We start from the raw sequence: 26,937 nt of genomic DNA on the forward strand, positions 1-26,937 counted from the left end.
GCGAAGGATAAAATTGAATATGCCAACAATTTTCAATTCCCAATTTCCAATTCTGCCATTCTCCCATCTAAAATCGGTTAGTTGTACTTTAGGTAAAGTCTCTTCTAATCCGATCTATGGCAGACTTGAGTCCGTCACTATGAATCCAGCCGACAAAACCACCATAAACCATTTTGTCATTGCGATCGCCTAAAAAAACATGGTCAACGCCGACTGGGTTTTTCCAGGTTCTCACAGATGTCCCATCCCGCAGCCGGAGAATCGGATTAGAATGCTTAAAGTCTCTGTGGTGAGCGCGAGTCATTCCAGGCACTTTGTCTAAAATGGCTATAACTTCTCTGGTGTCATCCGTTGTATTAGAGTTTACCACGCTTCCACAGCCACACCCGTCAGTGATAGTGCTTTTGAGTCTATCTTTGATGTCACCATCAAACAGCGATAAAGAGTCAATCTCGCTTAGCAGCTTTCCATGTGCTTCAGATTGTCGTCTTTCGCAATAAATCGCTGTTAGGAAATCTTCCAGACTCAGTTTAGCCAGTGCGTCTGCAATCAATGCTGTCAGCCCCAAGACGGCGATTCCTCCCAACATTCCCGCTGGGCCACCCAGTATTGCTAAAGCTGCTGTGATGGCGGCTGCACCTGTCAAGCCTGTAGTCGCCATCGCAATCACTAGAACAACTCCAGGTAATCCTAAAGCAGCTACTTTTTTTATGACTTCATCCATTTGCGATCGCCTCACTTTTGTTCATACATATCTCTAGTTTATTGTCAATATCTTGTTTGGGAACGGCAAAAAATCAAAACTAAGGTAAGGATTTCTTGAGCGACATTGTAAAAAAAGAAACTAAGTAGAGGAAGTTGGAGTTGGGAACAAAAAGCGATCGCAATGACTCTATTCATACTAAGTTTTCCCGATCCAGACTGTGAGCGATCGCATATTGATATGTCCGCAATCAATGCTGCAATGCTACCCAAAACAGTATAAGTCATCTGATTTTAAAAGAACGAGAGTAAAAATGTCTATTATTCGTAAGTCAACTTTACTATCTTTTGGCCTGCTAATGACACTTTGTGGTGTCAGTACTGATGGAAAATTTGTGGCTGGAGCAGTAACCTCAAATCAGTCAACAATCAAACCGCAATCAGAGATATTAAAAGAAAGCGCTAAAACGAAACCAGCTTTTCAAGAAACATCTGATGCGGTGAAGGTAACTCAAAACCGGGTTAAAGTATTTTTTCCTAACTACTCCAGAAACACGACAGACCTCGGCCATGTTGAGCCAGTTTTGCGGACAACGCAACGGCGGGATCTAAGTCGATTTGCGATCGAGCAATTGATTGTTGGGCCAACCAGTAATGAAACCAGAATGGGTTTTATTAAGCCGATTCAGTTCAGAGGCAGTTCTAACTGTGGCAGCGATTTTACTCTCTCGATTTCTTCTGGAGTAGCGCGAATAAAATTCTGTAAAATAATTCCTTCAGCTGGTATCGGAGATGATGCTCGCGTCACAAGTTCTATTAAAGCGACACTGAAGCAATTTTCCACAGTCAAATCAGTTATTATCCTGACGAAAGAAGGCGACTGTCTTGGGGATATGAGTGGCGAAAATCTTTGTTTGCGTAGAAGATAACTCATTACTTAAATACTGAACGTAATTGAGCTGCAATATCTGCGATCGCATTTTTCCCCCCATCCAGCACCAGCGCCATCCCCACAAATCCGTGAATCATCCCATCATATTGCTTTAAGTATACCGACACCCCAGCCGATCGCAACCGAGTAGCATACGCTAGCGCCTCATCCCGCAGCACATCACATTCAGCAGTAATAATCAGCGCTGGTGGCAATTGGCTTAGATTTTCGGCTAATAGCGGTGAAGCATAGGGATTTTCTCCATCGGCGGTATTAGCCAGGTAGTGACGCCAGAACCAAATCATCTCCTCCTTTGTCAAACCGCAACCTTCCGCATATTCACGGTAAGACTCAGTATCAAAAGCATATTGAGTTACAGGATAAATGAGAACTTGATATGCCAGTGCTGGTTCTCCTCTATCCCGCGCCATCAACGCCACCGCCGCAGCCAAATTGCCTCCGGCGCTATCTCCCGCGACAGCAATGCGAGTTACATCCGCATTAATAACACTAGCATTATTTGCTACCCAAACGGTTGCAGCATAGGCATCTTCCACCGCAGCTGGGAACTTGTGTTCCGGTGCCAACCGATAGTCTACCGACACTACCACGCACCCAACATCCTTAGCGAGAGAACGACAGGTACTATCTGCTACATCCAAGTCGCCCAAAACCCAACCGCCGCCGTGAAAGAAAACCAGCACTGGCAAGGGTTTTTTGCCATGTGGCGTGTAGATACGGATGGCAATATCACCGGGGATAGTACGATTTTCGACACTGGCAAGCGCTAGGGGTCTGAGGGGTTTGCCCCGCAGCTTGGCGGCTAGTTCCCGCGCCTGTGATGGTGAGAGGGTAGTGAGAGGTGGGAGTTCTAGCTGTGCTAGTTGCTGCAAGAGTTTCTGGACTTGTGGGTCGAGAGGCATTCGGTTTTGATTTTTTCATCTTATATTAACCATCATCTTCTATCACAATATTTCTTTTCTCAATCTCTTGTATGAAAACTTTAAAACTGGGATTTTCTTGGTAAAGCTTCATCAAAACTTTCTGTTTACAATATTGGCGAGAAACTTTTCGATAATATTGAGGATTTTTCTTATTAGCATCAATTCTAAAGCTTTCACCTTTGCCAAGTTCTTGATTCAATGTATTTAAACAATTGGTTATTTTTGCTTTTCTTTTATCTTGGTAATAAAGAGGAAGTAACCAACATTCAATAGAATGTACTGCAATCGCAAAAATTATTTTATGATTATATTTTATATAAAAATCTTCACCAATTAAAAGCTGGAATTTTTCTTTGACTTTTTCTATCAACTGTTCTGGCGTTAATTCACCATTCTCGTCTCGCTTGGGAATATTATAATTTATTTCTTCTGAAACATCAGTATCAATTTGAATAATCACATATTCATTAAATTGAAATGCTTCTCGGAAATCTTTGGACTGACAATATTTGAAAACCAGCGTCCAACCACCATAATTTGATTTATTTTCATCATCCTTATCTCTTTCTGGTTGCAGAGGGTTGACAATGATATCGTCAGTATTAAAATATCCACTTAAAATATCTTCAATAACTATCTGATCCGTCAGTCCCTCTGTAATTAATCCAAAACTAATCATAATTAAAAATTCTTAGGTAATCCACCGATATAACCGCGCAAAAATGCTTCTGATAATCTTACAGGTTCTTGTCCTTCCAGAGGTTTTGGTGTAAAAATTCTTCTGGCTTTAGTATAACCTAATTTGTTGCGGTAAATCACAAAAAGTCTTTGTTCATCATCATCTAAATTTAATCCATCTAAAATTGCTGGGTTATGAGTTGTAAAAATAACTTGCCTATCATATTTTTTGGCTAATTCTACTAATTCTTTAATCAATCGACGCCCTAATCTAGGGTTAAGCGAAGCATCAATGTTATCTACAGCAAAAAACTTAGGTGTATCATCGCTGATAAAAAGGCAGAAGTAAAACAGGAGAAACAAAAATCCTTCATTAGAACTATTCTGATTGAAATAATCTAGTTCAGATGCTAAATATTTATCTTTGATTTGAATTACTCTCTCAGCAGGAGATAAATTATGGGGAATTGCTAAATCTTCAAACCAATCTATCAGCTGCATTTTTTCTTTAATTTCTTGCAGCTTACCTTGATTTGCTTCTAAATTCAAAACCGTTAAAAGTTTGAATAATCCTTCTCCTTCGATCCCTAAAGGTTGAATTTGACCTTCTTCGTTAAAAATGCGTAAACTTGAGTTTTGAGGAGAAAAAATTAAGAAGCTTTTCAAATTCAAAATATCTTTATCAGTTTCAAGTAAAACTTTTAAAACACCCTGATAAATTTCCTCTGAAAATATTTCTTTTAGGTTCCTCGCATCTTCATACATTAAATTAGCATATCCAGACGACATACTTGGCATTTGTACAAGTATCTCTTGATTAGACAAAATTGAACTAAACCAACTAGAATATGGTTTACCATCATGCTGTAAATTATAGGTAATAATTTTATCTGGCTGAAACTGCAAAGATATTTTAATTTCTTTGTTTAAATTGTCGATATTAAAAGCCGATCGCATGAATTGAGGTTCTGTAACTCTAATCCCCCTAGAAACTAAAAACTCATTATCTAGCTTATCACTTGCTGCGGCTGAACTTAAAGCTATAGCTTCTAAGATATTAGTTTTACCACAGCCATTTTCACCTATCAAAACTGTTACTCTTCCCAATTCAATTTTTAACTCTTGAATTGATTTATAATTTTCTATACTAATTTCTTTAATCATAAGGCGAAGACATTATTACACTTAAATAATTATACCATAAAATTACCATATCCTCAATTCAGATTCGTACTCACTGGTGGCGGTGGAAAAGGAGTCTATCAAGTATGTGCTTGACAATACTTGATAGATTCAGGACTTACGCACCCATTTTTGGCGTAGGGGCGGGTTTAGCCGATAAATTAAGCATCTCACAGATATCCCTAATACAAAACCCGCCCCTACATTTTGCCTAAATGCCAACACCAGGCAAACTTAATCTTGAAAAACCATAATTTGCCCAGAATAGCAAGCCACCCAGACTTCCCTAGCTTTTGGATCGTAAGTAATCCCAATCGGATTAGATCCAACATTAACTGTTTGCACGACCTTCAGATCGCGAGTGCGAACTTTACTCACAGTATTGCTGTTGTAATTAACAACGTAAAGCCGATCGCCATCATCGGATATAACCATACTGCGCGGCGCGGAACCCGTGGAGACTTTAGCTACAACATTACCTTTTGGTAAAGCAATCTTGGCTATTTTCCCTTCATTATTCAAGGTAGCGTAAATAAACTTTCCTGCCGGGTCTATGTTCAAATGACGGGGCGCTCGACCGACATTTTTCAGCCACTTGACCGAATATTTTTTCAGGTCTACTTGAGCGATATCAGAAGAACCCATGATCGCAACATAGGCTTTTTGCGAAGTTTTATCTACTACAATTCCACGCGGATATGCCCCCAGTTTAATCCGTTTGATTTCCTTATTTTTGTTCGTATCCACAACGCTCAAATCCCAGCTACACCAGTTACTCACCAGTACGAGGCGGTTATCTGGTGTAGTCGCAACAAATTTGGGAACAGCACCGACTTGGATCACCTTTTCAACCTGAAGACTTTTTGTATTGATTCGATACAAAAAACTCTCGTCAAGCTTTGGAGAAGGAGAACAGCGATCGGTCCCTGGATTATTAAATCCACGCCCGTACATCTGATAGTTAGATACCCAGGCATACTTACCATTATGGGAAAAACTGGCTTCAACAGGAGCCCCTCTGTAATTGCCTTTGAATTTGAGATAACCGTATTTGGCTAAATCCACATTATCCGGGATAGTTTTTACTAATTTATGCTCCCGGTTGTACACCGTAATCGTGTGGCTGTACATCATGTTTTGGGCAAAAAATAGACCCTGACCCGAATGCACTACCGATTTAGGCGAAATCTTGCCCGCAATGGTTTTTTCAAGCTTCATCCGGGTGGGAACTTTAGGCTGAGCGGATTTAGCTGGAGTATTTTTAGGAGTTGTGCGAGGTTTTGGCGCAGTTTTACCAGTCCCTTTAGAAGCTGGGTGCTTCAGGGGGGCTGACTTTTTGGCCGGGGTTAACGTGCGATTTTCTAGTAACTCTTTGGTAGCTATACCCGCCACCGTCGCCACCAAAGCCAAGACAATAACACTAAACCAAAGCATTGCGTGCCTTTTTTTCGGCTCTTTTTGTTGGGGCTTTGGCTGATCGACAATCTGGCTAATTGGGGATGGCGTCGCAACTGGTGTAGACTTGGCGGGTTGCAACTCAATAGTCCGACTCCAAGCAGGGACTTGGGAGTGGAGTCGCTGTCCTATTACCCGCACAGTTTTAATAGGTGTGGTTCCCAGGCGACTCAAGCCTTCATAAACGAACTTGACGCAGCCTTCTTGGGAGTAGGCTTGCTGGGATATCAAGGTAAGTTGCAGAGAGTCGCCCTCTCGACTGACTGTGGCTGTGATGCCTTTTTTCCATATAACCTCGTTGATCAGGGTGGCGATCGCTTGAGGGTCTCCCTGTTGCGCTTGCGAGAAAACGGTTTCCTGCTCTGTAATTTGCTGAATCACGATGGTAGAAACTGAAAGTGGCATTAGCTGCCATTCTATGACCCAAGTGTCATCTATAGAAGGGGTGCCATTACCCCGAAAATTATCCGAACCAGATCGCCTGCTCCTCTACTTCTCTGCTCAAGAGCCCCTCTGCTCAAGAGCTATTACGATCGCAAAGAAATTTTTTCAGTTTTGGACCCAGGCGCTTTTGAGGTTGTAGACTCCTGGTAGTACGCCCTTGCCTGATGGAAGTAACTATCAGGTTCGTTTTCAATAATCACACCATTGACTACTAAACCCAGCAGCTTCTGACCTGATTGCACCAAAAATTCTTTACAAGCAGTAGCACTGACAGTATCCACCACTCCCGGGCGAACCACCAATAAAATACCATCAGTCGTTTTGCCCAAGCTAAGGGCGTCCGCCACAAGTACAATCGGAGGGGTATCGATAATTACAAAATTGTAGTTCTTAGAAAAATCCTCAATTAATGAGGCCATCCGCTTGGAATCAAGAAGGGCTAATGGGTTAGGAGGTATTACCCCCGATGGAAGCACATCCAGGTTATCCATCACCTCTTTTACAGCCATATTAAAATCAGCCCGACCGACAATCACATCGCTCAGTCCCTCAGCATTGGTTAAGTCCCATATATGATGTTGCATCGGATGGTGCATATCCGCATCTATCAACAACACCCGGCTTCCCAATTGAGCCATAGTTGCAGCCAAATTTGCCGAAACTGTAGACTTGCCCTCTTTAGAAACAGAACTTGTTACCACAATCGTTTTCAACTCCCGATCCGGGCTGAGAAATTTCAGGTTAGCCTGAAGCATCCGGTACGCTTCGCTGATTATCGAATGAGGAGTGTCTCTAACGGGAAGCTGCGGCACAATTCCGTCTAGTTTTCTATTAGGAAGGCTAAGTTTTTTCTTCCTAGAAGGAATCATTCCCAGCACGGTATACCTAAATAATTCCCGCACCTCTTTAGCAGTTTTGAGCGATGGGTCTCTCAAGTCTATAAGGAAAGCTGCGATCGCGTAAAGCATAATGCCAGCGACTGCTCCTGCGGCTACGGTTACACTTTTTCCCTTACCGACAGCCTTTTCTGGAACGCTGGCGTACTCGATGACGCTGGCATTACCCACATTTTGATTTTCTGCAATTTGTACTTCTTGCAGATTTTTTAAAAGAATTTTATAGGTAGATTGAGCCGCTTCTACTTGCCGCTCTAGATCCCGCTCTCCCTCTTGCAATCTGGGTAGGATATTAGCTCGTTGTCTGTAAACGGACTTGGCGCGAGTTAGATAAGTTAATTGATTAGCCAAACCCAAGCCTTCTACCTCTGAATTGACAAGTTCTTCGCTGAGTTTTTCTTTAAGCTGCCCAATCTGCAAATTTTTGTTAGGCACTTGGCTATCAGCGCCGATAGTCTCTCCTACCCGCTCTTGCAGCAAAGCTTTTAGAGACGCTTTCTTACTCTCCAAGTCAGTTATTACCGGGTGCGTATCCAGAAAGCGGGTTCGCTCGACTGTCAGCTGGCGTTCCACTTCTTGTAATTGTACAAGCGCCTGCTGCACCGCAGGAGATTGACTCAGCGAGTTCGCAGTTATGGCTTGCCGCGAATTCAGCTCTATCTTGCCTTGGAGCGCAGCAGCGCGAGCCGCTGCATCTTCAAGCTTAGCCTGAGCTCCCGAAATTTGTCTGTCTAAGTCCGCAATAGAATCTACAGCCGTGGCTCCTTCCCTTTCAAGAGCTACAATGTTGTTTTTTTCTTTAAAGCTGCGTAAAGCTGCTTCTTTTTGACGAACTCTGTCTTCTACTTGAGGTAGCTCCTTGGTAATAAATTGGCGAGCCGCAGCCGCAGAAGCCCGGTTATTAAGTACATTGGCCTCCATATAGAGACCCATGAGTTTGTTGACTATCGCCGCAGCTTCCTGAGCATCTTTGCTTTTAAAGGTAATCTGCAACACCCCGGTGCCTTTGATACCTTTCACCGTCAGCTGTTTTAGGAAGTCTTCAGGTTTCAGGGTATCGCCCTTTTTGTCTTTTATGTTTAGTGCAGTTATGGTTTTTTGGATCAGGGGGACAGAACGAACTACCTCTGCCTCTGTATCCATAGGAGTATCCATTTGATTTAGAGGCTCCAACTCTCCTATTTTGGCCCCCGCATCCGTTACTAGCGAAGAAGTAGTATTTCTCCTTTTAAACAGAAGCTTTCCTTGCGCTTCATAGGTAGGCTTTTTCAAGAAGGCAAATGCGGTTGCCAATGTAACAACAATTACAAAGACAGTTCCAGCTGGTAGCCAACGCCGTCTTAGAATAAGCCAGTACTTTTTAAAATCTATGTCTTCGGTGTATTCTTTAGCTTCCATAAATGCTGACACCAGAGAGTGTTTGCAAGCTTTTCTGGCAGTAGGAGAGTTACATCAGCTGCCAGATATCTTAGATCATTGTAGTCTAAACCATTTCCTGGCTGATCTGGGGCAGGTACTCATAATCTTAGCCTAGTAGTATTGGGGAATTCAAACATTTTGCGATCGCACTTGGGCTTAAGTTAGATATCGCTCACCCCCAAGAGCAACAACAAGCACCTAGAAGCTGAAAAAGCGCTCTGGGCTACGCCGGAGCGCCTTTTATCCGACTTCCACCACAGCCAGCGCAGGTATGAGGGCTCAAAACTTGCAGCGTTGTGTTGATTTGAAGTAGACTTCAGGGAAAATCAGTCAGCAGCAGAGGAGCGGGCCTATCTGTTGCAAGACAATAGTGAAATGGTATTAAACTTAAAATTTTAGTAGGCTGACAATCCGTCAAACGCATCGTGATCACAACTGCGCCTCCCGTCAAAGAGTCTCCCTCCCCAGACGCCCCCAAGATTCGGTGGCTGAATATCTTTTTAGACCCGCTTGTTTTCTGGAAGCCTTTAGTTCTAATGTCGGATTGTTTGCTTTGCACCATTGGCTTTTTCAGGGGACAACCATGAGCCTGCGGACTCAAGTATTGCGTGGAGGCACCTACCTGGTACTGCGTCAGGGACTGGGTGTAATAATCAGCTTGGCGGGAGTGCTGCTGCTCACCCGTGTCATCGGCCCTGAGAAATACGGTATCTACGCAGCCGCCACCAGTATATTTCTCTATCTTCAGATGCTCAGCCAGTTGGGAATTGAAGTTTATCTGGTGCGGCGGGAAGGGGAAGAACAACTGGGAGTATACCACCAAGCTTTCACCCTTCTGCTTTTCCAAGGACTGGGAGGAATGCTCCTAGCCGTTTTAGCGCTTCCCCTCTTAGAAAAGTGGGTGAACCTAGAAGGGTTTCGCTCTGTGGCACAAGTTTTGTTTTTGGGACTCCCAGTGGTTCTGTTGAATCAAGTACCTATGGCTCGGCTAGAGCGGAACCTGGACTACAAGCGGGTAGCTTTAATTGAGCTTTTCGGTCAGCTGGTCTATTATTTGGTGGCGTTTCCAATGGCCTTCCGGGGAGCCGGAGTATGGGCGCTGGTGGGTGGATGGTGGGTTCAGCAAATCCAGTCTCTAGCACTCCTGTACTGGAGTGCCAACTACCGTCCCGGTTTTTCCTGGGATCTGAATTTAGTTAAGGAAATGCTGGGCTACAGCACCGGCTTCTCCGCCTCAATGTGGGTGTGGCAGCTGCGTACCTTAGTCAACCCGTTGCTGGTAGGGCGGTACGCTGGGGCAGAGGCAGTGGGATACGTAGCCTTAGCCATCCGCATAATAGACATTCTCAGTTTCGTAAAAGCGGCAACCTGGCGGATTTCCATTGCCACCTTAGGTCGCTTGCAGGGCGATCGAGACCGACTGGTGAAAGCCGTGACCGAAGGCATGGGTCTCCAGATTTTAGCTTTGGGCCCTCTCCTAGTAGCGGCCAGCTGGCTTTTGCCTTGGCTGATTCCTCTAGTGTTTGGTCCGCGCTGGCTTCCAGTGGTGCAGGTTTATGCTTTTATCGCCTTGAGCAATCTGACCAACTCGCTGTTCAATATGCACTCCTCAGCTCTCTACGTGCTCCGGCGTAACTGGGAGGTTACAGCCTTTCATGTGGTGCATATAGCCATTTTTCTAGGGTCGGCATTCCTGCTGGTGCCCCGTTTCGGGTTAGTGGGGTACGGCTGGGCCGAGGTGGCGACCTTGGCTGGTTATGTTGCGATCCACTTCTACCTGGTGCGCTATATTGGCAATCCCGACTATCGGCTGGCTGGTTTGTGGTGGGCTGCCTGTACAGCGGCTTTGTTTGTTTATCAGTTAGGATGGTGGGCGGCTTTGGGCTTAGTAGCAGTGGCTTTATTGCCCAACACCCAGCAGAAGCTGAAAGATTACATTGCTAGCCTCAGGGGGGTAAAGCGCGAAGCACAATCGTAAGGGTAAAAATTAATTATAGAGTCGTTTACCACCGCCATTAGTTGTGAACCCACTCCTAAACTTTTTTGAAAAAAGATTCGCCGTTTTTGGGCTGCTAGTTTTCACGGGCGTCTTGAATTTCTCAAGCTATTACAACGTCTCGGAGGGTGTGCCTGGATATGGTGTTTATGTCGCTTCCGCGTTCGACAAGATCGTGTTGCTAATGCAGTTGGCGATTTATGCAATTAGCATCTTCTTTCTGATTGCACGGTTTAAAAGTGTTGTTCGTCCTGCTATGAGAGACCCATTCTTATGGGCTTTGATGGCAATTGTCGTTACCTCGTTTAGTTGGTCTGATTTCCCCTACGATTCGCGAAAATACGGTCTAACTGCACTACTGACAACCTTGTTTGGAGTGTATTTGGCTTCGCGCTATAGCTTGAAAGAGCAACTGCGAATAGTAGCGTGGGCAGTTGGCATAGCAGCAGTGTTCAGCTTATTTTATAGTCTGGCGTTGCGGGGAGCCGGGGTAGAGCAAGGGCTGCATCCGGGAGCATGGCGGGGTCCTTTGATGCACAAAAATATGTTTGCTCGCCTTATGGTTGTATCGGCGCTGCCTCCCTTGCTTGTTGCTATGAATGCTCGCAGGTATCGTTACGTTTGGTGGGCTGTTTTTGGTCTTACAGTTGTCCTGATTCTGCTTTCAACTTCAAAAACTGCCCTGGTTATTCTTATTACCCTTATGATTCTCGTGCCTCTCTACAAAGCTTTGCGGTGGAGCGATAACCTGGCTATTCCCTTCTTTATCACTATTATATTAGTGGGTGGAAGTATAGCTACGTGGACTGTGGGTAATTGGGAGAACTTTCTGTTTAGTCTGGGGCGCGATCCCACCCTCAGCGGTCGTACATACATTTGGGATGCTGTAATGGAGAAAATCTGGGAGCGCCCTTGGTTGGGCTATGGATTTGAGGCTTTCTGGATAGAAGGGGGGGAGTCATCCTATGTTTGGCGTGCAGTTCGCTATAAGGTGTACCAGGCTCACAATGGCTTTTTAAACTTAGGAGTTGAAATTGGCTTGTTAGGGCTGTTGTTTTTTGGGCTTAGTATTCTTTTCGCCTACATCCGCGCAATAAATTGGGCTCGCTTTGGTAAAACATCTGAATCTCTATGGCCGCTAATTTACGTGACGTTCTTACCAATGTATAACTACACTGAAAGTACAATTGTAGAACAAAACTCGATATATTGGGTATTATTTGTAGCAATCACCCTTTCTTTGAAGCGTGTCCCGATGGCAAATACTAGGTCGGAAAGCGAAAGCCTGAGAAAAGAAATGGCTGGTCGAACAAGCATAGAAAGCTTACCGTAATATCGTACTTGTTTTGTGTTGTTAACCATCGATTTTAGTTGAGATTATAGCAGAGGAATACCGCCATGAATACCCAAGTAAAACTAACGGAAAGCACGCAAAAACTACTCTGCTGTCCGGTTTGCAGATCAAAAGTGGTCTGGGAAAACGAGCAATTTCAATGCACGAATTCCCAGTGTAAAAGTAATTTTCCGGTAGTTGAGGGGATACCTATTCTGATCGACGAAAAGTCCAGTATTTTTTCTTTTGAGGATTTTCTAAATTATAAAGATACCACGTTCGATTTCCAATCCCAATCTAAAATAAAACAGTTCGTAAGCAATCTCCTGCCTGACATTAACGCCAATGTGAAGGGAAAGAAGAATTATGACAAGTTTTTAGATCTGGTTATGCAGCAGAACGCTCGACCTAAAATTTTGGTAGTCGGTGGGGGAATAGTTGGGGAAGGAATGGAAGATATATTATCCAATCCAGCGGTGGAAATTATTAGCAGCGATGTGTCTTTTGGCCCCTGTACGGCATTGATATGCGACGCGCACGACATCCCTTTTGCCGATAACTCGTTTGATGGCGTAATTGTACAAGCTGTACTGGAACACGTTGTAGATCCAAACCGATGTGTAGAAGAAATTCATCGGGTACTTAAACCAAATGGGGTGGTTTATGCAGAAACTCCATTTATGCAGCAAGTACACATGGGTAGATATGATTTTACTCGCTTTACCCACTTAGGACATCGCCGTTTGTTCCGAAAGTTTGAAGAAATTTCTGGTGGCCCGGTGTGCGGACCGGGAATGGCACTAGCTTGGTCGTATCAATACTTTCTTTTGAGTTTCGTCAAGAACAAAGCTGCCAAAAATTTTGTCAAAGCTTTTACCAGATTGACATCGTTTTGGTTGAAATACTTTGACTATTTCTTAATTGATAAGGCGGGAACGTTTGATGCGGCAGCGGGATATTATTTTCTAGGCAAAAAGAGCGATCGCGTTCTTGACGACCGGGAACTGCTCAAACTATACAAAGGTATACAATAGAGTTGCTTCTCACCCGAAATTGGCAGAAATTCATTACTAATGCCTGGGAGAAAAAAATTAAAAATGTCTACTGTGGCAATTTTCATTCCAAACCTCTTTGGCGGTGGAGTCGAAAGAGTAATAATCAACCTGATTCGTGCTTTTGTCGAGCAAGGTTTAAGCGTAGACTTGGTTTTACTTAGGGTTGAAGGACCTTACCTATCTTTAGTACCTAAAGAGGTGCGAATCGTCAACCTGAAAAGTAAGCGGCTGCTATCAAGCCTCCCTGCGCTGGTACGCTACCTGAAAGAAAATAAACCATCAGTTCTGCTATCGGCTATGGAAGACATTAACATAGTAGCTTTGTGGGCTCGCAGGCTAGCTGGCGTATCTACCCGAGTGGTGGTGAGCGTGCATAACACGCTTTCGCAAGAATCGCAAAACTCGACTGAGTTGAAAAGGCGAATTGCACCTTACTTAACACGCTGGTTCTACCCTTCGGCGGATGCAATTGTTGCAGTATCCCAAGGGTCGGCTGAAGATTTGGCAAGTCTGGGTTTGTCAAAAGAACGTATTAAAGTGATCTACAACCCAGTGGTTACCCCAGAATTATTCGAGAAAGCCACCGAATCGCCGGATCATTCTTGGTTTAAACCTGGTGAACCTCCGGTGATTTTAGGCGTGGGACGCCTGGAAAAGCAGAAAGATTTTGCTACGCTGATTCGAGCTTTTGCTATTGTGAAACAACAGCGTCCAGTGCGGCTGATGATTTTGGGTGAGGGGAAAGAACGACCGTACTTGGAGGCTTTGGTGCAGGAACTGGGTATAGCGGAAAATGTGGCTTTACCTGGATTTGTGGCGAACCCCTACGCTTATATGGCAACATCTGCGGTATTCGTACTGTCGTCGTTATTTGAGGGGTTGCCTACCGTACTGATTGAGGCTTTAGCAGCGGGAACCCCAGTAGTCTCTACTGACTGCAAAAGTGGCCCCGCAGAAATTTTGTCAAACGGAGAGTATGGGAAATTAGTACCCGTTGGGGATATCAAAGGTATGGCAGAAGCGATCGCTAGCACCTTAGACTCGCCTCCTGACGCTGAAGCACTGCGGCAAAAAGCGGCTGAGTTCTCGCTAGACAAGGCTGTAGTAAAGTACCGCCAGGTTTTGCAAGTAAATTAAAAATTGCAGAATGTCTGTTTCATTTTAAAAAGTCTGAAAGGGGGAAAGCATGGAAGATAAACCTTTAGTTAGCATCGCTATAAATAACTACAATTACGCTCGTTTTCTAGGCGAAGCAATTGACAGCGCTCTCAACCAAACTTATCCCCATACCGAGGTAATTGTGGTGGACGACGGTTCCACCGATAACTCGCGGGAAATTATCGCCAGTTACGGGGATAAAATTATCCCGTTGCTAAAGGAAAATGGCGGACAAGCTTCGGCTTTCAACGCAGGCTTTGCAGCGAGTAAAGGAGATATTATTTGCTTTTTGGATGCCGATGATATGTTTCTGCCTGAAAAAGCGGCAGAAATCGTAGATGCGTTTGGCTCAAGCCCTGACTTGGGTTGGTGTTTCCATGCTCTTAAATGGGTGGACGACAATGGCAAACCACTCAATCCTAAAAACAGCCATGAAGGGGAATCTATTAGTAAAAACGGTTTCCCGAAGCGCGAATACGATTTGCGAGCCGACATCAAAAAAGGCAAACTAAAAAATAAATTAGCTCATCTTCCCTCTACGACTGCTCTCTGCTTTTCCCGTTCATTGCTACAGCAGATTCTGCCAATGCCGGAAGCTAAAAGAATTGGTCTTAACGATGGTTATCTGGAATTTACAGCCATAGGACTGAGTAAAGGTTTGATGTTGGATAAGGAATTAGCGCTTTATAGAGTACATGGCTCTAATGCGTATAGTATGAGGAATGACAGACAAAAGGTGCAAGCCAGGATCGGCACTATTACAGGCTATTGGCTGCGAGTTAAATTTCCTGATTTTTCTAAATTTGCTAATAATTTAGTGGGAACGGGTTTGGGTATGTATTGGCGTGCAGGAGGTGTTGAGGAAGAATATCGAGAATTGGTCAAAAATCATCTAGCTTCGGTGACGCTACCAGAGAAAGTGGAAATTTATGCTAGAGCAGCTTTTAATTATTTGAAAAATACTACATTTTAAACGTTAAAATTAGTGTAAGGTGCGTTGGAACGCACCCTACTGTAAAGGAAGCCGAGTAAGTAATGAATGAGTATGCAACCGAATATGCCTACAGTAATTTTCACTAAATTATGACGCTAGCGAAACTTATCCATCGGGCTGTGGTTCCTATTTTTATTGGCATTATGGTTGGCTGTACTGGTAGCAACCAACAGCCTCAAGCTCGATCGCAACTAACACCAATTTCCTATGCCACCGGAGGAAATGGGTATCGCTGGGCTAACGTATCTATAGGAGGGGGCGGCTTTGTTACGGGTATCTACCTGCATCCCCTGCAAAAGGATCTTGTTTATATCAGAACTGACGTAGGTGGTTTTTATCGTTGGAATGCAGCTTCTAAAAGCTGGATTCCATTAAATGACAGCTTTCCCCAGTCCCAGCAAACCTACTACGGCGGAGAAGCGCTAGCCGTCGATCCAAATAACCCTAATATCGTCTACATGGCGGCGGGCAAATACTCGGCGTGGCAGCCCAAAGGCTCAATTTTTAAATCCACAAATCAGGGCAACACTTGGACAAAACTGAATATAGACTTGGGGATGGACAGCAACGATGAGCATCGCTGGGCGGGAAATAGATTAGCTGTCGATCCGTCTAACTCTAATGTTATCTTTTTTGGTTCGCGGCACGATGGACTGTGGAAGTCGTCGGATGCGGGAAAGACATGGGCTAAAGTTACTTCTTTTTCCCCAAATCTTACACCAAAGATTGGCATCCTGGGCATCGTGTTTGACAAGCAGCAGCCGGGTTTAGTCTACGCCAATGTCTATGGAGACGGAATATATAAATCTGCTGACACTGGTGTTACTTGGAGCAAAATAGAGGGAAGCCCAAAGCAACCACAGCGAATAGCTGTTCCAAGCAACGGCGTATTGTATGTGACCCATATGTCCGGAGTTAGCAAATATGCGAACAAAGTTTGGAGCAATATCACGCCTGATGGCAATCAAGCCGCTTTCAATGCGTTGGCTGTTAACCCGACTAACCCCAACCAAATAATAGTAGCCTTGGGTCAGTCAACCTATACTAAAATATACATCAGTTCAGATGGCGGTGCTACTTGGACGGAGAAAAAGGCATCGATAAAGCACACCGTTCCTTGGTGGGATGACTCGATGTTTTCCTTATGGACTTCCGCTATTGAATTTGACCCAAAAATTCCGGGCAAAGTTTGGTTGACTGACGGATTTGGGATTTGGCAGACAGAAAATATCAACGCGAATTCGGTGATTTGGACTAACTATCAGCAAGGACACGAAGAAATAGTTGCTTTCGCGCTGGCCGCACCTCCTAAAGGCGCTGCATTGTTGAGCGGCGTAGCCGATGTAGACGGTTTCTACCACAACAACCAACTTAACGCTTATCCGTCCAAAAGGTTTGACGGCATTGCACAATTGAATAACGCCAATCGCGATACCCACAGCATCGCCTATTCTCAAAGCGATCCGTTGCGCGTAGTCCGCGTCGGTGGTTCCCGATGGAACTCAACCTATACAGGAGCAACTTCACTTGACGGCGGGTTGACGTGGACGAGGTTTCCTTCATTTCCAGCAAACACCGTGCCGGTGCGCGTGGCTGTATCGGCAACCAACCCAAATCTGTTCGTCGTGACTGTTAGTAAAGGTCAAGCTATTCGCACAACCGATGGGGGAGCTAACTGGAGTGCAGTATCTGGACTGCCCAATGGCCCGGAAGGCCCGTGGTATTGGGGTCAGCCTCTGGCAGAAGATAAAGTAGATGGCAATACTTTTTACTACTACAGCGACGGCAAAGTCTACCGCAGTACTGATGGGGGTGCATCTTTCAGCGTTGTCAACTCATCGGTTCCAAGCAGTGATTGGTATGCTCTGAAAACAGTTCTAGGTGTTAAAGATGAAGTTTGGCTCAGCCTGGATTGGAAGGGTTTATTTCGATCGATAGACGGAGGTAAGACATTCGCCAAGCTACCATCTATTGAAAGAGCGCATTTATTTGCTTTCGGGAAATCGCCGACGGGAAGCAGTACTCCCGCCCTTTATCTGTATGGTAAAGTGACTGGCATGGGCTCGGGCATCTTTCGTTCTCTTGATAGCGGACAAACGTGGGCAAGCATCGGTTCGCCCCAGAATCCTATCGGTGGTGAGCCTAATGTGATGGAGGGAAGCTGGCAGCAATTTGGGCTGGTCTTTATAGGCACCAACGGCAGGGGAATCTTCTACGGTACTCCGGATAGTTCTAAAGCTCTCGCTGCTTTATCTTCCGCTGAATTCGGCGCTGGGCGAAGCTACAACGCTAAGTAGTTCTGGGGAGAGCGCTTTCGGTTTGCGATCGCCTTTTTTTGTTGTTGTCTTGGATGACACTACCGCCGAAACCAGCGACTCGCCCGCCATCAAAACTACTGAAACTGCCAAAACGACGAAAGCGCCAGCAGTGAAGAGCAACATTACGGGTGTGGCTGTCAGATTCTTTATAGTTCTTTTCATATCACGACCCTGACTTTGGATAACTTTACTATTTCAGTTTATTGAATAGTATCCGACTCTGCATCAGTATAAATTTGTAGTTATATACATCAAAAGGCGTAAGGTAAAAACCCGACTCTCGGTAAAAATACGGCTAAAAGCATAGGTTGGCTTATCGCGACCCCGCCGCAAATCTATAAAGCTAGGCTTGACAAAGCCAGAGAAATGAGATATGGTATCGAATTGCGTAAGGAAAACACTCGTCCGATCGCAAGACTCACAGGACTGCATTCTACCGTTGGTTGGACAAGATTATTTATGACCCTATACTACGTATCTAAGAACGGAAGCGATACCGCTAATAACGGTCTGAGTTCGGAAACTCCCTTAGCTACAGTTCAAGCTGCGTTAAACAAAGCAGTCGCCGGGGATACGGTGGCGCTGCGGGGAGGAGACACTTTTAGGGAAACCGTTAAACCAATTTCCAGCGGCACGGCTGGAAAACCGATTACAATAACTTCTTACGGTACTGGCAGAGCGACAATATCCGGTTTGGATGCAGTTTCGGGTAAGTGGGAAACTTATGCGGGTAAAATTGTCAAGAGTGCGATCGCACCCAACGGTAATTTGGGATTGGGACGCTCTCAGGTATTTATTACCGATGGCGGCACTCGCAAAATGTTAATTGAAGCTCGTTGGCCGAAAGTGCCGCCCGCAAAAAGTTTGGGCGATTTGGAATCATTTAAAGATTACGCAATTTCAGACAGCGGTAGCTTCAGAATTGACAGCGGTAATGTGGTAGAAGGAGTTAGCAATTGCACGTTCGCTCATAATTTTGATTGGAATACTACTAATGACGCAGTTTGTTTGTGGGGATTGAAAACAAACCACACAAATTATGGGAGTAGCGGCAACAAATTTGTAAACAATACCATTATGGGTGTGGTATTTTTGGTAGAAAGATCGGATTACTCGCAAGGGGGAACCGAATTACGCAACAACATCGCTTATTCTTACTCTTATGGCGGAAATCCGAGTAATGTGCCTTCAGGTTTGACGCTGACAAATAATTTATTTGTTAACAACTCTTTGGCATCGAATTTGAGCGGAGACCCGGGTTGTGTTAGCCTGGAAAATTACAATCCCCTGCTGCGAAATGAATCTCAATGCGTTAATTCAGGTTGCGAAGTTGCGCCTATTTCTACATCTTCTCATATAGGCGCGTTTGAGACCGAATTGAAGTACGCGCTAAAGGGACCCGCGCCTGTCGCCGTCGTGGATTACGCGGCGATGACCTCTCCGATAAAGGTGGAGGTAGATAATGCAAATTGTACCGACAAACAGGTGGTATCTTTCGGTCGTTTGAGTTGCGTCACGCCTGTAAGTCCCGGATCGGGATCGGTTATTAAGGTAACTAATCCCGATGGGGAAATATACTCTTTAAAAGTGTGAGATCGATCCGCTAGGTTCGGAATTGGTTTTTTTAACGCAAAGGACGCAGAGGTTAGCGCAAAGGTACGCTAAGGTTTATAGAATTTAGATTTTAAATCTAAATTCTATAATTAAGGGGTGCATCCAACTTCGACGGCCATATCTGAAGGAAGTTCTGGTGCGGTGTCTGCGATTTCGTACTTGTAGGGTAGGAGCGATCGATACAATCCTAAAGTATCGGCGGTAATGCGATCCCAGTTATAGTTTTCCTTTACGTATTTTTGGGCGTTTTTAGCCATTACTGCCAATTCTTCGGTGCGATGGATTGCCCAATTCAGTTGGCGGATGCAGGAGTTGAGGTCTCCAACTTGGAAAAGCATACCGCGATCGCGACCTACAAGTTGTTTGTGTACGGGGATGTCGCTGGCGAGTACGGGGATACCTTCCTGCATTGCTTCCAACATCGCTAGGGGTAATCCTTCTAACTCGGAAGGAAGTACGAACAATCCAGCGCCTCGGATAATTTCTGCCAGACGCGCACCTTTGAGTTGGCCGGTGAATACGATATCTTTATTATCGGCAGCTAGACCGCGCAGGTGTTGTGAATATTCGTCCGTATCGCTGGTATCGCCGACTAGGGCTAGTTTCCATCCTTGCGATCGCAGCTTTTGGAAAGCTTTAATTAGGATGTCGGGGCATTTTTCGGGTACGAGTCTGCCCAGAAACATAATATAGCGCTGCTGCTCCAATCCGATCGATTTGCCGAAAGTAAAGTCGGGGTCTGACTCGCCTAAGCTGGATGCGGCGTTGGGTATATAAGTGGTGTCTCTACCGTATGTTTTTTTGAAGTAGTCTTGCAGGTCTTCGGAAACTACGATAATTTCGTCGGCGAAGCGCACAGCAGCACGTTCGCCCATTTTTATCAGTTGGCTGCAAGCTTTGTTCCATTTTGCCCGTTGCCAATCTAAACCGTGACAGGTTACGACTATTTTGGCAGAGGTAGCGAATTTTGGCAGCCAGCTAAACAAAGCCGGTCCTAAAGCGTGGAAGTGAATGATATCGTATTTTTTGCCGGTGGATGCGTGAGCTCCGAGTCCCGAACTGAGCAAAGCGTCCATTCCTCCCATATTCAAGCAGGGTAGGGAAACTACGCGAACGCCGTTAACGTAATAATTTTCCGGCGAGTCGAAGCCAGTATAGCTGGAGCGGGCGAATAAATCTACTTCGTGTCCCCGGTCCACCGCACGCGAGTAAATTTCCTCGCAGTGATGTTCGATACCGCCTTGTTTGGCTGGTAAACCTTTAGCACCAATTACAGCTACTTTCATAATGAAACCCCTGTCAAATTTTTTTTGTTAATTTTGCTCTGAGAGTTCCGCTGTTCCCAACGGTTTAGCATTTCGTTGTAGATTGCACCCACCACAGCGCTTGCTGAGTAAGGTTTCGCGGCTTTAACGCACGCTTCGACTGGGAAATCGCCTGGTTTTAGCAGTACTTTACGCAAGGCGTCAGCAACTGCAACTGGTGTTTGTTCCTCACAGACTACTCCACTGTCAGTAGTGAGTAGCTTAGGGGTTTCACCGCATCGGGTCGTCACTATTGGCGTCCCGCAGGCGAGTGCTTCGAGAACGACTACGGGTAAACCCTCGTAGGCGCTTGTTAGTACGAAGACACTCGCTATGCGCTGTAATTGTGCCAGTTCGGCTTGGTCTAACGCTCCGAGCATTGTGACTCGATCGCATAGTCCAAGGCGATCGATCTCGAAACTTATCTCATCCTTTAAATCTCCATCGCCTGCGATCAGTAAGTGTATTTTCGGATCGTTGAGAGCGGCTAGAGAGCGTACCAGCAGGATAGGATCTTTCTGGGGATGAAGGCGGCCCGCAAATAGAACGAACTGCGTATCTTCCGACTTACCCATCCGCATAGCCAAGTTGCGTCTTCTCCCCTCCCTTTCTTCCCAGGTCAAGGGGTAACAGACCTCGTTGTCAACTGTGTTTTTTACGTAGGAAACGCGGTCTGCTACCTCTGGGTAGCGCTGTTGGTAAAATTGCGCTGATTCGGTATTGCAGGAGAAGATTTGGGAAAACTGGTTAATTAGCAGGCGTTCTATAGCGAAATATGCTGCTGGCAAATACCGCCAAGCGATCGCATCTTTCCCTCCAAGAGAACTCATCTGCTTATGAATATCATTGTGAATAAAAAGAGTCTTTTCTCCACGCCACTTCAGCGCTGCTACACTCGGCTCCAGTCTGTGAAAGTGCATGAAGTCCGAGGCTAGGTTACGACCGAAGAGAGCCGCAGCGTACTTAATAGTAGTAGGTATTAATCTTCTAACATTGTCATCTTTGATATTGAACAGAGGCATAAACCGAATTGCCTTCCCCGCCACTTCGGCTTCGTGCCACTTACCCAGACCCAGGGGCTGCTCCTCGTGGCCTGTCCCTACCAACCGCACCCCAAATTCGCTCGGTGCGTACTTGACAAAATTTCGTATAACTGTTTGGATACCGCCGATACTACTGTGCCAAGGGTTAAACTGGTAAAATATCGTTAAAACAGGTTTATTCATAACTATAAGGTGGATACACTCCGTAAATACTTTATCTGTACCTGTATCTAGGGCGAGCTATTTATCTCTGCATTAATACATAGGTTAGTGGTAACTACTGGATATGGGAATAGGGAAGTAAGGAATTTCACTGAAACTTTACAAACTTTTCTGGCGTCTTCACATTACCTTTAAAATCAAGCCCGATGTGAGCAACAGGTGCGTCACGGGCAGATGTCAGCTGGCAATAAACTAAGTATAAATGCTGAGAGATGCAGTGAAAACTGCGATCGGATGGGTTTTGGTTCAAATGCTTGGGATAGCAGGCATTTCCCATGCCCAATGCCCTTTTGTCGGTTTGCCCAAAAGACCCGGTTTTCCACCACAAGTACGGGAGAGCCAATTGTGTTTGCCAACCTCTTTAAAATAGAGAATAATTTTTACATTACGCTTCCCCAACTTCAAAAGTTTAACCCCAAACTTTCACAATATTTATGACACCAAATCAATCTGCCCAAAGAGTGAAAATAGGATCTTGTTATCTCGGTAACGATCGTTGCGAATTTACCGTTTGGACACCCACTCTCAAAGAGGTAGCCGTACAAATTCTATCTAAAGATAGAAGACTTGTTCCCATGCAACAAGATGAACAGGGTTACTGGAAAGTAACAGTTGATGGTGTTGCTCTAGGAACGCAGTACTATTACAAACTAGAAGGAAATATTGACAGGGCCGATCCCGCTTCGCAGTTTCAACCCGCTGGCGTACATGGGCCTTCTGAAGTTGTCGATCGCAACACATTTGCCTGGACTGATATGAATTGGTCTGGCGTTCCTTTGGAGGAGATGATTATTTATGAATTGCACGTAGGTACTTTCACGCAGGAAGGCACCTTTGAGTCAATGATTCCCCGACTGAAGGATTTGCGAGAGTTGGGGATAAATGCCATTGAAATTATGCCAGTGGCCCAATTTCCAGGCGATCGCAACTGGGGATACGATGGCGTCTTTCCCTTTGCCGTACAGGACTCCTACGGTGGCCCCGAAGGATTCAAAAAACTCGTTGATGCGTGTCACGAACACGGTATATCGGTAATCCTCGATGTCGTCTTCAACCACATTGGCCCCGAAGGAAATTACTTCTCAGACTTTGGCCCCTACTTCACCAACAAATATAGCGGTGATTGGGGCGACGCCATGAACTTTGACAGTCAATACAGCGATGGCGTGCGTAACTATTTCATTGAAAATGCCCTCTACTGGTTCGAGGATTATCATATAGATGGCCTGCGATTGGATGCCATCCAAGCTATTTTGGAATTTGGTGCCAGACCCTTCTTGCGGGAACTTGCAGACGCAGTTGCGATCGCATCCCAAGAAATAGGTCGCCAGCTTTATCTAATCGCCGAAAGCGATTTAAACGATGTCCGCACCATTCGCTCAAAAGAAATAGGTGGTTATGGAATAGATGCTCAATGGAACGACGATTTTCATCACTCCCTACACACCTTACTCACAGGTGAAAACGACAGATATTACCAAGATTTCGGCAAGATAGAACAGCTAGAAAAATCATACCGCGAAGGCTTTGTTTATTCCGGGCAATACGCACCGCACAGAAAACGTCGCCACGGTAGTTCTTCCGTCGAAGAACCTGGATATCAATTTGTTGTCTTCTCCCAAACTCACGACCAAATAGGCAATCGCGTCCTGGCGGAAAGATTATCGAAACTTGTCTCTTTTGAAGGATTGAAATTAGCAGCAGGTGCCGTATTCCTTTCCGCCTTTGTTCCGTTCATTTTTATGGGTGAAGAATATGGAGAAGAAGCACCTTTCTTCTACTTCGTCAGTCATTCAGACGAGCCATTGATTGAAGCTATACGCAAAAGCAAACAAGAAGAATTTAAAGCATTTGCCGGACGAGGCGAAATGCAAGATCCCCAGAGTCCTGACACATTCAACAAATGCAAACTTAACTGGGAAAATCGAAAAGAAGGCAAACACAAAGTTCTGTGGGAACTGCATCAGAAACTAATTCAGATGCGTCAAACAATTCCCGCCCTCAAAAAGCTCGATAAGAAGAGTTTAGAGGTGTCTAGTATCGAAGATGACAAACTTTTGTCTATCCGCCGTTGGAGTGATGACAGCCAGATATTTGCCATCCTAAACTTCAACGACAAAGAGGTCAATTTCACGGTTGCAGCGCCATCCGGCAACTGGCAAAAGGTTTTGGACTCTTCCGATAGCAAGTGGATGGGACATGGTTCTCAATTGCCTGAAAATTTGGAATCGGGACAGGAATTGACTGTGAAACCTCAAAGTTTCGTGGTGTACGAAGTCAAATGATTGTGGGGTGGGCAATGCCCACCTTTTGCTGTGTACTAATGGGAATTGCCCACCTTTAAACCCAAAAAATTACTTAGGAGCGATCGTTCATCATGCGGATTCCTACAGCAACTTACCGGATTCAATTTCATGCCGGGTTTAAGTTTGAAGCGGCAAAGCAAATCGTTACTTATCTTTCTGAATTAGGAATTACGGATCTTTACGCTTCACCTATCTTTAAAGCTAGAAAAGGAAGCACTCACGGTTATGACGTTGTGGACTCGAACGTGCTGAATCCCGAACTGGGAACGCCCGAAGAATTTGCAGCACTCAGAAGCGAACTCCAAGCCAAAAACATGGGATGGGTGCAAGATATTGTTCCCAACCACATGGCTTACGATAGCGAAAATCTTCTGCTTATGGACGTGCTAGAAAATGGGCAAGATTCAGACTATTTTGACTACTTCGATATTAACTGGGAACACCATTATGAAAATCTCAAAGGGCGAGTGCTTGCCCCGCTAATGGGAAGCTTTTATGGAGAGGCGTTGGAAAATGGCGAAATTCAACTTAGCTATGACGAAAGTGGGCTGAGCGTTAATTACTACAGTTCTAAATTGCCCGTGCGAATAGAATCTTATGCAAAGTTTATAACTCATAACTTGGGACACTTAGCAAGGGAACTGGGGGGTAAACATAATCCAGATTTTGTAAAATTCCTCGGTATTCTTTACCTGCTCAAAAACGTTCCTTCAGAAACAAAAGGCAAGGAACGCTATGACCAGATCGCCTTTGTTAAAGGACTTGTGTGGGAACTTTACACAAATAATCCGGCTGTTAAGGATTTCATCGATAAAAACATCGAATTCTTCAATGGAGAAAAGGGAAATCCAGAAAGTTTTAATTCCCTAGATAGTTTGCTGTCAGAACAGTTCTATCGCCTCTCGTTCTGGAAAGTGGGTGCGGAAGAAATTAACTACAGGAGATTTTTTACCGTCAACGAACTCATTTCTGTAAAAGTAGAAGAAATCAAGGTTTTTCACAAAAACCACGCTCTGATATTCCAGATGGTTGAAGAGGGAAAATTTACTGGATTGAGAATCGACCATATTGATGGACTTTACGATCCTACAGAATATCTGACACGACTCAGAGAGAAAACAGGAGATACTTACATTTCCGTTGAAAAGATCCTAGAACAGAAAGAAAACCTGCCCGAATACTGGCCGATTCAAGGAACGAGTGGTTATGACTATTTGATCTATGTGAACGGCATATTCTGCCAACGGGAGAATGAGGAAAAATTTAGTGAAATATACTCCAGATTCACCAGATTGAATACTCCATACGAACAACTGTTTTATGAGAAGAAACGGCTAATTGTCGAAAGGAATTTAGCGGGAGATGTAGACAATCTGGCTCAACTTCTGAAAACAGTATCGGGTCAATCCCGACATGGAAACGACTTTACACGGTTTGGTTTGCAAAAAGCGCTTTCTGAAGTGTTGGCACTCTTCCCGGTTTATCGGACTTATATCAATCAGGAAGGTTTGAGGGAATCCGATCGCTTCTATATCAAGGAAGTGATGGAAAAAGCCAAACAGCAAGTACCTCCGCTTGTGAAGGAACTTAATTTTATCGAAAAGTTACTTCTGCTTGAAGAAGAGGAAAACTTAACAACAGAACAAAAGGAACTGCGGCGTCACTTCGTGATGAAGCTGCAACAAATGACTGGCCCGTTGATGGCAAAAGGGATTGAAGATACGCTTTTTTATGTGTATAACCGACTTATATCTCTGAATGAAGTTGGCGGTAATCCCGGTGAATTTGGCATTTCGCTTGCGGATTTTCACGAGTTCAACAAAAATCAGCAAGAAACTTGGCCTCATAAGATGAATGCTACGGCAACTCACGACACTAAACGAGGCGAAGATGTCCGCGCCAGGATTAACGTGCTTTCCGAAATTCCCGAAGAGTGGGAAAAACAGGTGAAAGCATGGAGCGAAATCAATAAATCCAAGAAGAAGAAACTGAAAAATCGGATGGTTCCCGATGTTAATGATGAATACTTTTTCTATCAAACGCTGGTGGGAACTTATCCTTTTGAGGATATTAAGGACACTGACTTTAATGAGCGGATGAAGAACTTTGTCATTAAAGCTGTTCGGGAAGCTAAGGTTCATACGGCATGGTTAAGACCGGATTCTGATTACGAAGACGCTTATATGGCTTTTGTCGATGCTGTTCTGGAAGATGAGCAATTTATCAAGGAAATGCTTCCTTTCCAAAAGATGGTGGCTCAGTATGGAATCTTCAACTCTCTATCCCAAACTTTACTTAAGGCTACTGCTTCCGGTGTACCCGATGTTTATCAGGGAACTGAATTCTGGGATCTGAGTCATGTCGATCCGGATAATCGCCGTCCTGTTGATTTCGATTTGCGGATATCGGTTTTACGGGATATTAAAGAGAAGGCTCAGAAGGATATCCCGAATCTGATTGGCGAGTTACTTTCGACGCGGGAAGATGCCCGAATTAAGCTGTTCCTAGTCAACCGAATTTTGGAGACTAGGAAAGCAAATCAGCAACTTTTCCAAGAGGGAGATTACATCCCGCTGGAAGTTACTGGAAAATTTAAGGATAATGTTGTTGCTTTTGCGAGAAAATATGGGGATAAGGTTGCGATCGCTCTCACTCCCCGCTTTTTAACCAGCGTTGTCCAACCAGGGGAAGATCCGCTAGGAGAGGCGGTATGGAATGATACCAAAATCGAACTGCCGCCGGGAATGCCGTCTGTCTGGAAAGATGCCATCGCTGCACAAACGATTCAAGCTAATGGCAAAGTGCTAATTGGTGAAGCTTTGAAACATTTTCCCGTCGCTCTGCTGATTAACTCAAGTTGCTAGTTACTTGCACTCTGGGTACGTTGTTGCGATGCCGCGCTCTTATAGCGGTTCTCAAGTAAGTGAGGTACGTAGTTGGGCT

At 44.8% G+C, this 26,937-nt stretch carries 21 protein-coding genes; 10 read left to right on the top strand and 11 right to left on the bottom strand.

The window, feature by feature from the left end:
• Positions 1-88 precede the first annotated feature (88 nt).
• Positions 89-724, bottom strand: a complete 636-nt coding sequence (locus LAY41_RS03135; RefSeq protein WP_249093938.1) for a hypothetical protein — start codon at positions 722-724, stop codon at positions 89-91.
• Between the two features lie 44 nt (positions 725-768).
• Positions 769-990, bottom strand: coding sequence for a hypothetical protein (locus LAY41_RS03140; protein ID WP_249093940.1), 222 nt, complete (start codon positions 988-990; stop codon positions 769-771).
• Between the two features lie 26 nt (positions 991-1,016).
• Here LAY41_RS03140 and LAY41_RS03145 point away from each other — a divergent pair, with 26 nt between their 5' ends.
• The gene (locus LAY41_RS03145; protein WP_249093942.1) at positions 1,017-1,631 is read left to right on the top strand and encodes a GerMN domain-containing protein; all 615 of its coding nucleotides are present in this window, start codon (positions 1,017-1,019) and stop codon (positions 1,629-1,631) included.
• Positions 1,632-1,635: 4 nt separating this feature from the next.
• Here the strand turns inward: LAY41_RS03145 and LAY41_RS03150 are convergent, their stop codons facing one another.
• The 5 genes from LAY41_RS03150 to LAY41_RS03170 form a co-directional block, all read right to left on the bottom strand.
• A complete protein-coding gene (locus tag LAY41_RS03150; protein WP_249093943.1) occupies positions 1,636-2,556 on the bottom strand; it encodes an alpha/beta hydrolase in 921 nt (306 codons plus the stop codon).
• 25 nt (positions 2,557-2,581) lie between these two features.
• Positions 2,582-3,256 (bottom strand): phage tail protein, encoded by a 675-nt coding sequence (locus tag LAY41_RS03155; protein ID WP_249093945.1) that lies wholly within the window; start codon positions 3,254-3,256, stop codon positions 2,582-2,584.
• Positions 3,257-3,258: 2 nt separating this feature from the next.
• Complete coding sequence (locus LAY41_RS03160) at positions 3,259-4,419, bottom strand: AAA family ATPase (RefSeq protein ID WP_249093947.1); 1,161 nt, start codon at positions 4,417-4,419, stop codon at positions 3,259-3,261.
• A gap of 252 nt (positions 4,420-4,671) precedes the next feature.
• Positions 4,672-6,297 (bottom strand): YncE family protein, encoded by a 1,626-nt coding sequence (locus LAY41_RS03165; protein ID WP_249093949.1) that lies wholly within the window; start codon positions 6,295-6,297, stop codon positions 4,672-4,674.
• A 122-nt stretch (positions 6,298-6,419) separates the two neighbouring features.
• A complete protein-coding gene (locus LAY41_RS03170; protein ID WP_249093950.1) occupies positions 6,420-8,630 on the bottom strand; it encodes a GumC family protein in 2,211 nt (736 codons plus the stop codon).
• Between the two features lie 505 nt (positions 8,631-9,135).
• On the opposite strand from LAY41_RS03170, the gene LAY41_RS03175 reads away from it, so the two are divergent.
• The 6 genes from LAY41_RS03175 (at position 9,136) to LAY41_RS03200 (ending at position 17,484) form a co-directional block, all read left to right on the top strand.
• The gene (locus LAY41_RS03175) at positions 9,136-10,629 is read left to right on the top strand and encodes an oligosaccharide flippase family protein (RefSeq protein ID WP_249093952.1); all 1,494 of its coding nucleotides are present in this window, start codon (positions 9,136-9,138) and stop codon (positions 10,627-10,629) included.
• Positions 10,630-10,831: 202 nt separating this feature from the next.
• Positions 10,832-11,980 carry an O-antigen ligase family protein gene (locus LAY41_RS03180; protein ID WP_249093954.1) on the top strand — a complete coding sequence of 383 codons (1,149 nt, stop codon included), beginning with the start codon at positions 10,832-10,834 and terminating at the stop codon, positions 11,978-11,980.
• Positions 11,981-12,045: 65 nt separating this feature from the next.
• The gene (locus LAY41_RS03185; protein WP_249093956.1) at positions 12,046-13,014 is read left to right on the top strand and encodes a methyltransferase domain-containing protein; all 969 of its coding nucleotides are present in this window, start codon (positions 12,046-12,048) and stop codon (positions 13,012-13,014) included.
• A 63-nt stretch (positions 13,015-13,077) separates the two neighbouring features.
• Positions 13,078-14,172, top strand: a complete 1,095-nt coding sequence (locus LAY41_RS03190) for a glycosyltransferase (protein WP_249093958.1) — start codon at positions 13,078-13,080, stop codon at positions 14,170-14,172.
• Between the two features lie 49 nt (positions 14,173-14,221).
• Positions 14,222-15,166 (top strand): glycosyltransferase family 2 protein, encoded by a 945-nt coding sequence (locus LAY41_RS03195; RefSeq protein ID WP_249093960.1) that lies wholly within the window; start codon positions 14,222-14,224, stop codon positions 15,164-15,166.
• A 110-nt stretch (positions 15,167-15,276) separates the two neighbouring features.
• Positions 15,277-17,484: a WD40/YVTN/BNR-like repeat-containing protein gene (locus tag LAY41_RS03200; protein ID WP_249093963.1), complete on the top strand. Its 2,208-nt coding sequence runs from the start codon at positions 15,277-15,279 to the stop codon at positions 17,482-17,484.
• Here the strand turns inward: LAY41_RS03200 and LAY41_RS03205 are convergent.
• Entirely contained in the window at positions 17,437-17,667 is a 231-nt protein-coding gene (locus LAY41_RS03205) for a hypothetical protein (RefSeq protein ID WP_249093965.1), read from the bottom strand. The two genes, LAY41_RS03200 and LAY41_RS03205, sit on opposite strands and share 48 nt — an antisense overlap.
• Before the next feature lie 204 nt (positions 17,668-17,871).
• Here LAY41_RS03205 and LAY41_RS03210 point away from each other — a divergent pair, with 204 nt between their 5' ends.
• The gene (locus tag LAY41_RS03210) at positions 17,872-19,098 is read left to right on the top strand and encodes a right-handed parallel beta-helix repeat-containing protein (protein WP_249093966.1); all 1,227 of its coding nucleotides are present in this window, start codon (positions 17,872-17,874) and stop codon (positions 19,096-19,098) included.
• 110 nt (positions 19,099-19,208) lie between these two features.
• Here LAY41_RS03210 and LAY41_RS03215 read toward each other — a convergent pair whose 3' ends face one another.
• From LAY41_RS03215 to LAY41_RS03225, 3 genes are all read right to left on the bottom strand, one after another.
• On the bottom strand, positions 19,209-20,405 hold the full coding sequence (locus LAY41_RS03215) for a glycosyltransferase family 4 protein (RefSeq protein WP_249093968.1): 1,197 nt from the start codon (positions 20,403-20,405) through the stop codon (positions 19,209-19,211).
• A complete protein-coding gene (locus LAY41_RS03220) occupies positions 20,402-21,649 on the bottom strand; it encodes a glycosyltransferase family 4 protein (protein WP_249093970.1) in 1,248 nt (415 codons plus the stop codon). The genes LAY41_RS03215 and LAY41_RS03220 overlap by 4 nt, the downstream gene beginning before the upstream one ends.
• 127 nt (positions 21,650-21,776) lie before the next feature.
• Positions 21,777-22,031: a hypothetical protein gene (locus tag LAY41_RS03225; RefSeq protein ID WP_249093972.1), complete on the bottom strand. Its 255-nt coding sequence runs from the start codon at positions 22,029-22,031 to the stop codon at positions 21,777-21,779.
• Positions 22,032-22,149: 118 nt separating this feature from the next.
• Here LAY41_RS03225 and treZ point away from each other — a divergent pair, with 118 nt between their 5' ends.
• The gene (gene treZ / locus LAY41_RS03230; RefSeq protein ID WP_249094059.1) at positions 22,150-23,973 is read left to right on the top strand and encodes a malto-oligosyltrehalose trehalohydrolase; all 1,824 of its coding nucleotides are present in this window, start codon (positions 22,150-22,152) and stop codon (positions 23,971-23,973) included.
• Between the two features lie 92 nt (positions 23,974-24,065).
• Positions 24,066-26,858, top strand: coding sequence for a malto-oligosyltrehalose synthase (gene treY / locus LAY41_RS03235; protein WP_249093974.1), 2,793 nt, complete (start codon positions 24,066-24,068; stop codon positions 26,856-26,858).
• Positions 26,859-26,937 lie beyond the last annotated feature (79 nt).

This window comes from Argonema galeatum A003/A1, from assembly GCF_023333595.1.
Lineage (GTDB): Bacteria > Cyanobacteriota > Cyanobacteriia > Cyanobacteriales > Aerosakkonemataceae > Argonema > Argonema galeatum.

Coding starts and splice junctions, on each gene's coding strand:
- LAY41_RS03135 (WP_249093938.1), bottom strand. CDS start 724: ATGGATGAAGTCATAAAAAAAGTAGCTGCTTTAGGATTACCTGGAGTT.
- LAY41_RS03140 (WP_249093940.1), bottom strand. CDS start 990: ATGACTTATACTGTTTTGGGTAGCATTGCAGCATTGATTGCGGACATA.
- LAY41_RS03145 (WP_249093942.1), top strand. CDS start 1,017: ATGTCTATTATTCGTAAGTCAACTTTACTATCTTTTGGCCTGCTAATG.
- LAY41_RS03150 (WP_249093943.1), bottom strand. CDS start 2,556: ATGCCTCTCGACCCACAAGTCCAGAAACTCTTGCAGCAACTAGCACAG.
- LAY41_RS03155 (WP_249093945.1), bottom strand. CDS start 3,256: ATGATTAGTTTTGGATTAATTACAGAGGGACTGACGGATCAGATAGTT.
- LAY41_RS03160 (WP_249093947.1), bottom strand. CDS start 4,419: ATGATTAAAGAAATTAGTATAGAAAATTATAAATCAATTCAAGAGTTA.
- LAY41_RS03165 (WP_249093949.1), bottom strand. CDS start 6,297: ATGCCACTTTCAGTTTCTACCATCGTGATTCAGCAAATTACAGAGCAG.
- LAY41_RS03170 (WP_249093950.1), bottom strand. CDS start 8,630: ATGGAAGCTAAAGAATACACCGAAGACATAGATTTTAAAAAGTACTGG.
- LAY41_RS03180 (WP_249093954.1), top strand. CDS start 10,832: ATGCAGTTGGCGATTTATGCAATTAGCATCTTCTTTCTGATTGCACGG.
- LAY41_RS03185 (WP_249093956.1), top strand. CDS start 12,046: ATGAATACCCAAGTAAAACTAACGGAAAGCACGCAAAAACTACTCTGC.
- LAY41_RS03190 (WP_249093958.1), top strand. CDS start 13,078: ATGTCTACTGTGGCAATTTTCATTCCAAACCTCTTTGGCGGTGGAGTC.
- LAY41_RS03195 (WP_249093960.1), top strand. CDS start 14,222: ATGGAAGATAAACCTTTAGTTAGCATCGCTATAAATAACTACAATTAC.
- LAY41_RS03200 (WP_249093963.1), top strand. CDS start 15,277: ATGACGCTAGCGAAACTTATCCATCGGGCTGTGGTTCCTATTTTTATT.
- LAY41_RS03205 (WP_249093965.1), bottom strand. CDS start 17,667: ATGAAAAGAACTATAAAGAATCTGACAGCCACACCCGTAATGTTGCTC.
- LAY41_RS03210 (WP_249093966.1), top strand. CDS start 17,872: ATGAGATATGGTATCGAATTGCGTAAGGAAAACACTCGTCCGATCGCA.
- LAY41_RS03215 (WP_249093968.1), bottom strand. CDS start 20,405: ATGAAAGTAGCTGTAATTGGTGCTAAAGGTTTACCAGCCAAACAAGGC.
- LAY41_RS03220 (WP_249093970.1), bottom strand. CDS start 21,649: ATGAATAAACCTGTTTTAACGATATTTTACCAGTTTAACCCTTGGCAC.
- treY (WP_249093974.1), top strand. CDS start 24,066: ATGCGGATTCCTACAGCAACTTACCGGATTCAATTTCATGCCGGGTTT.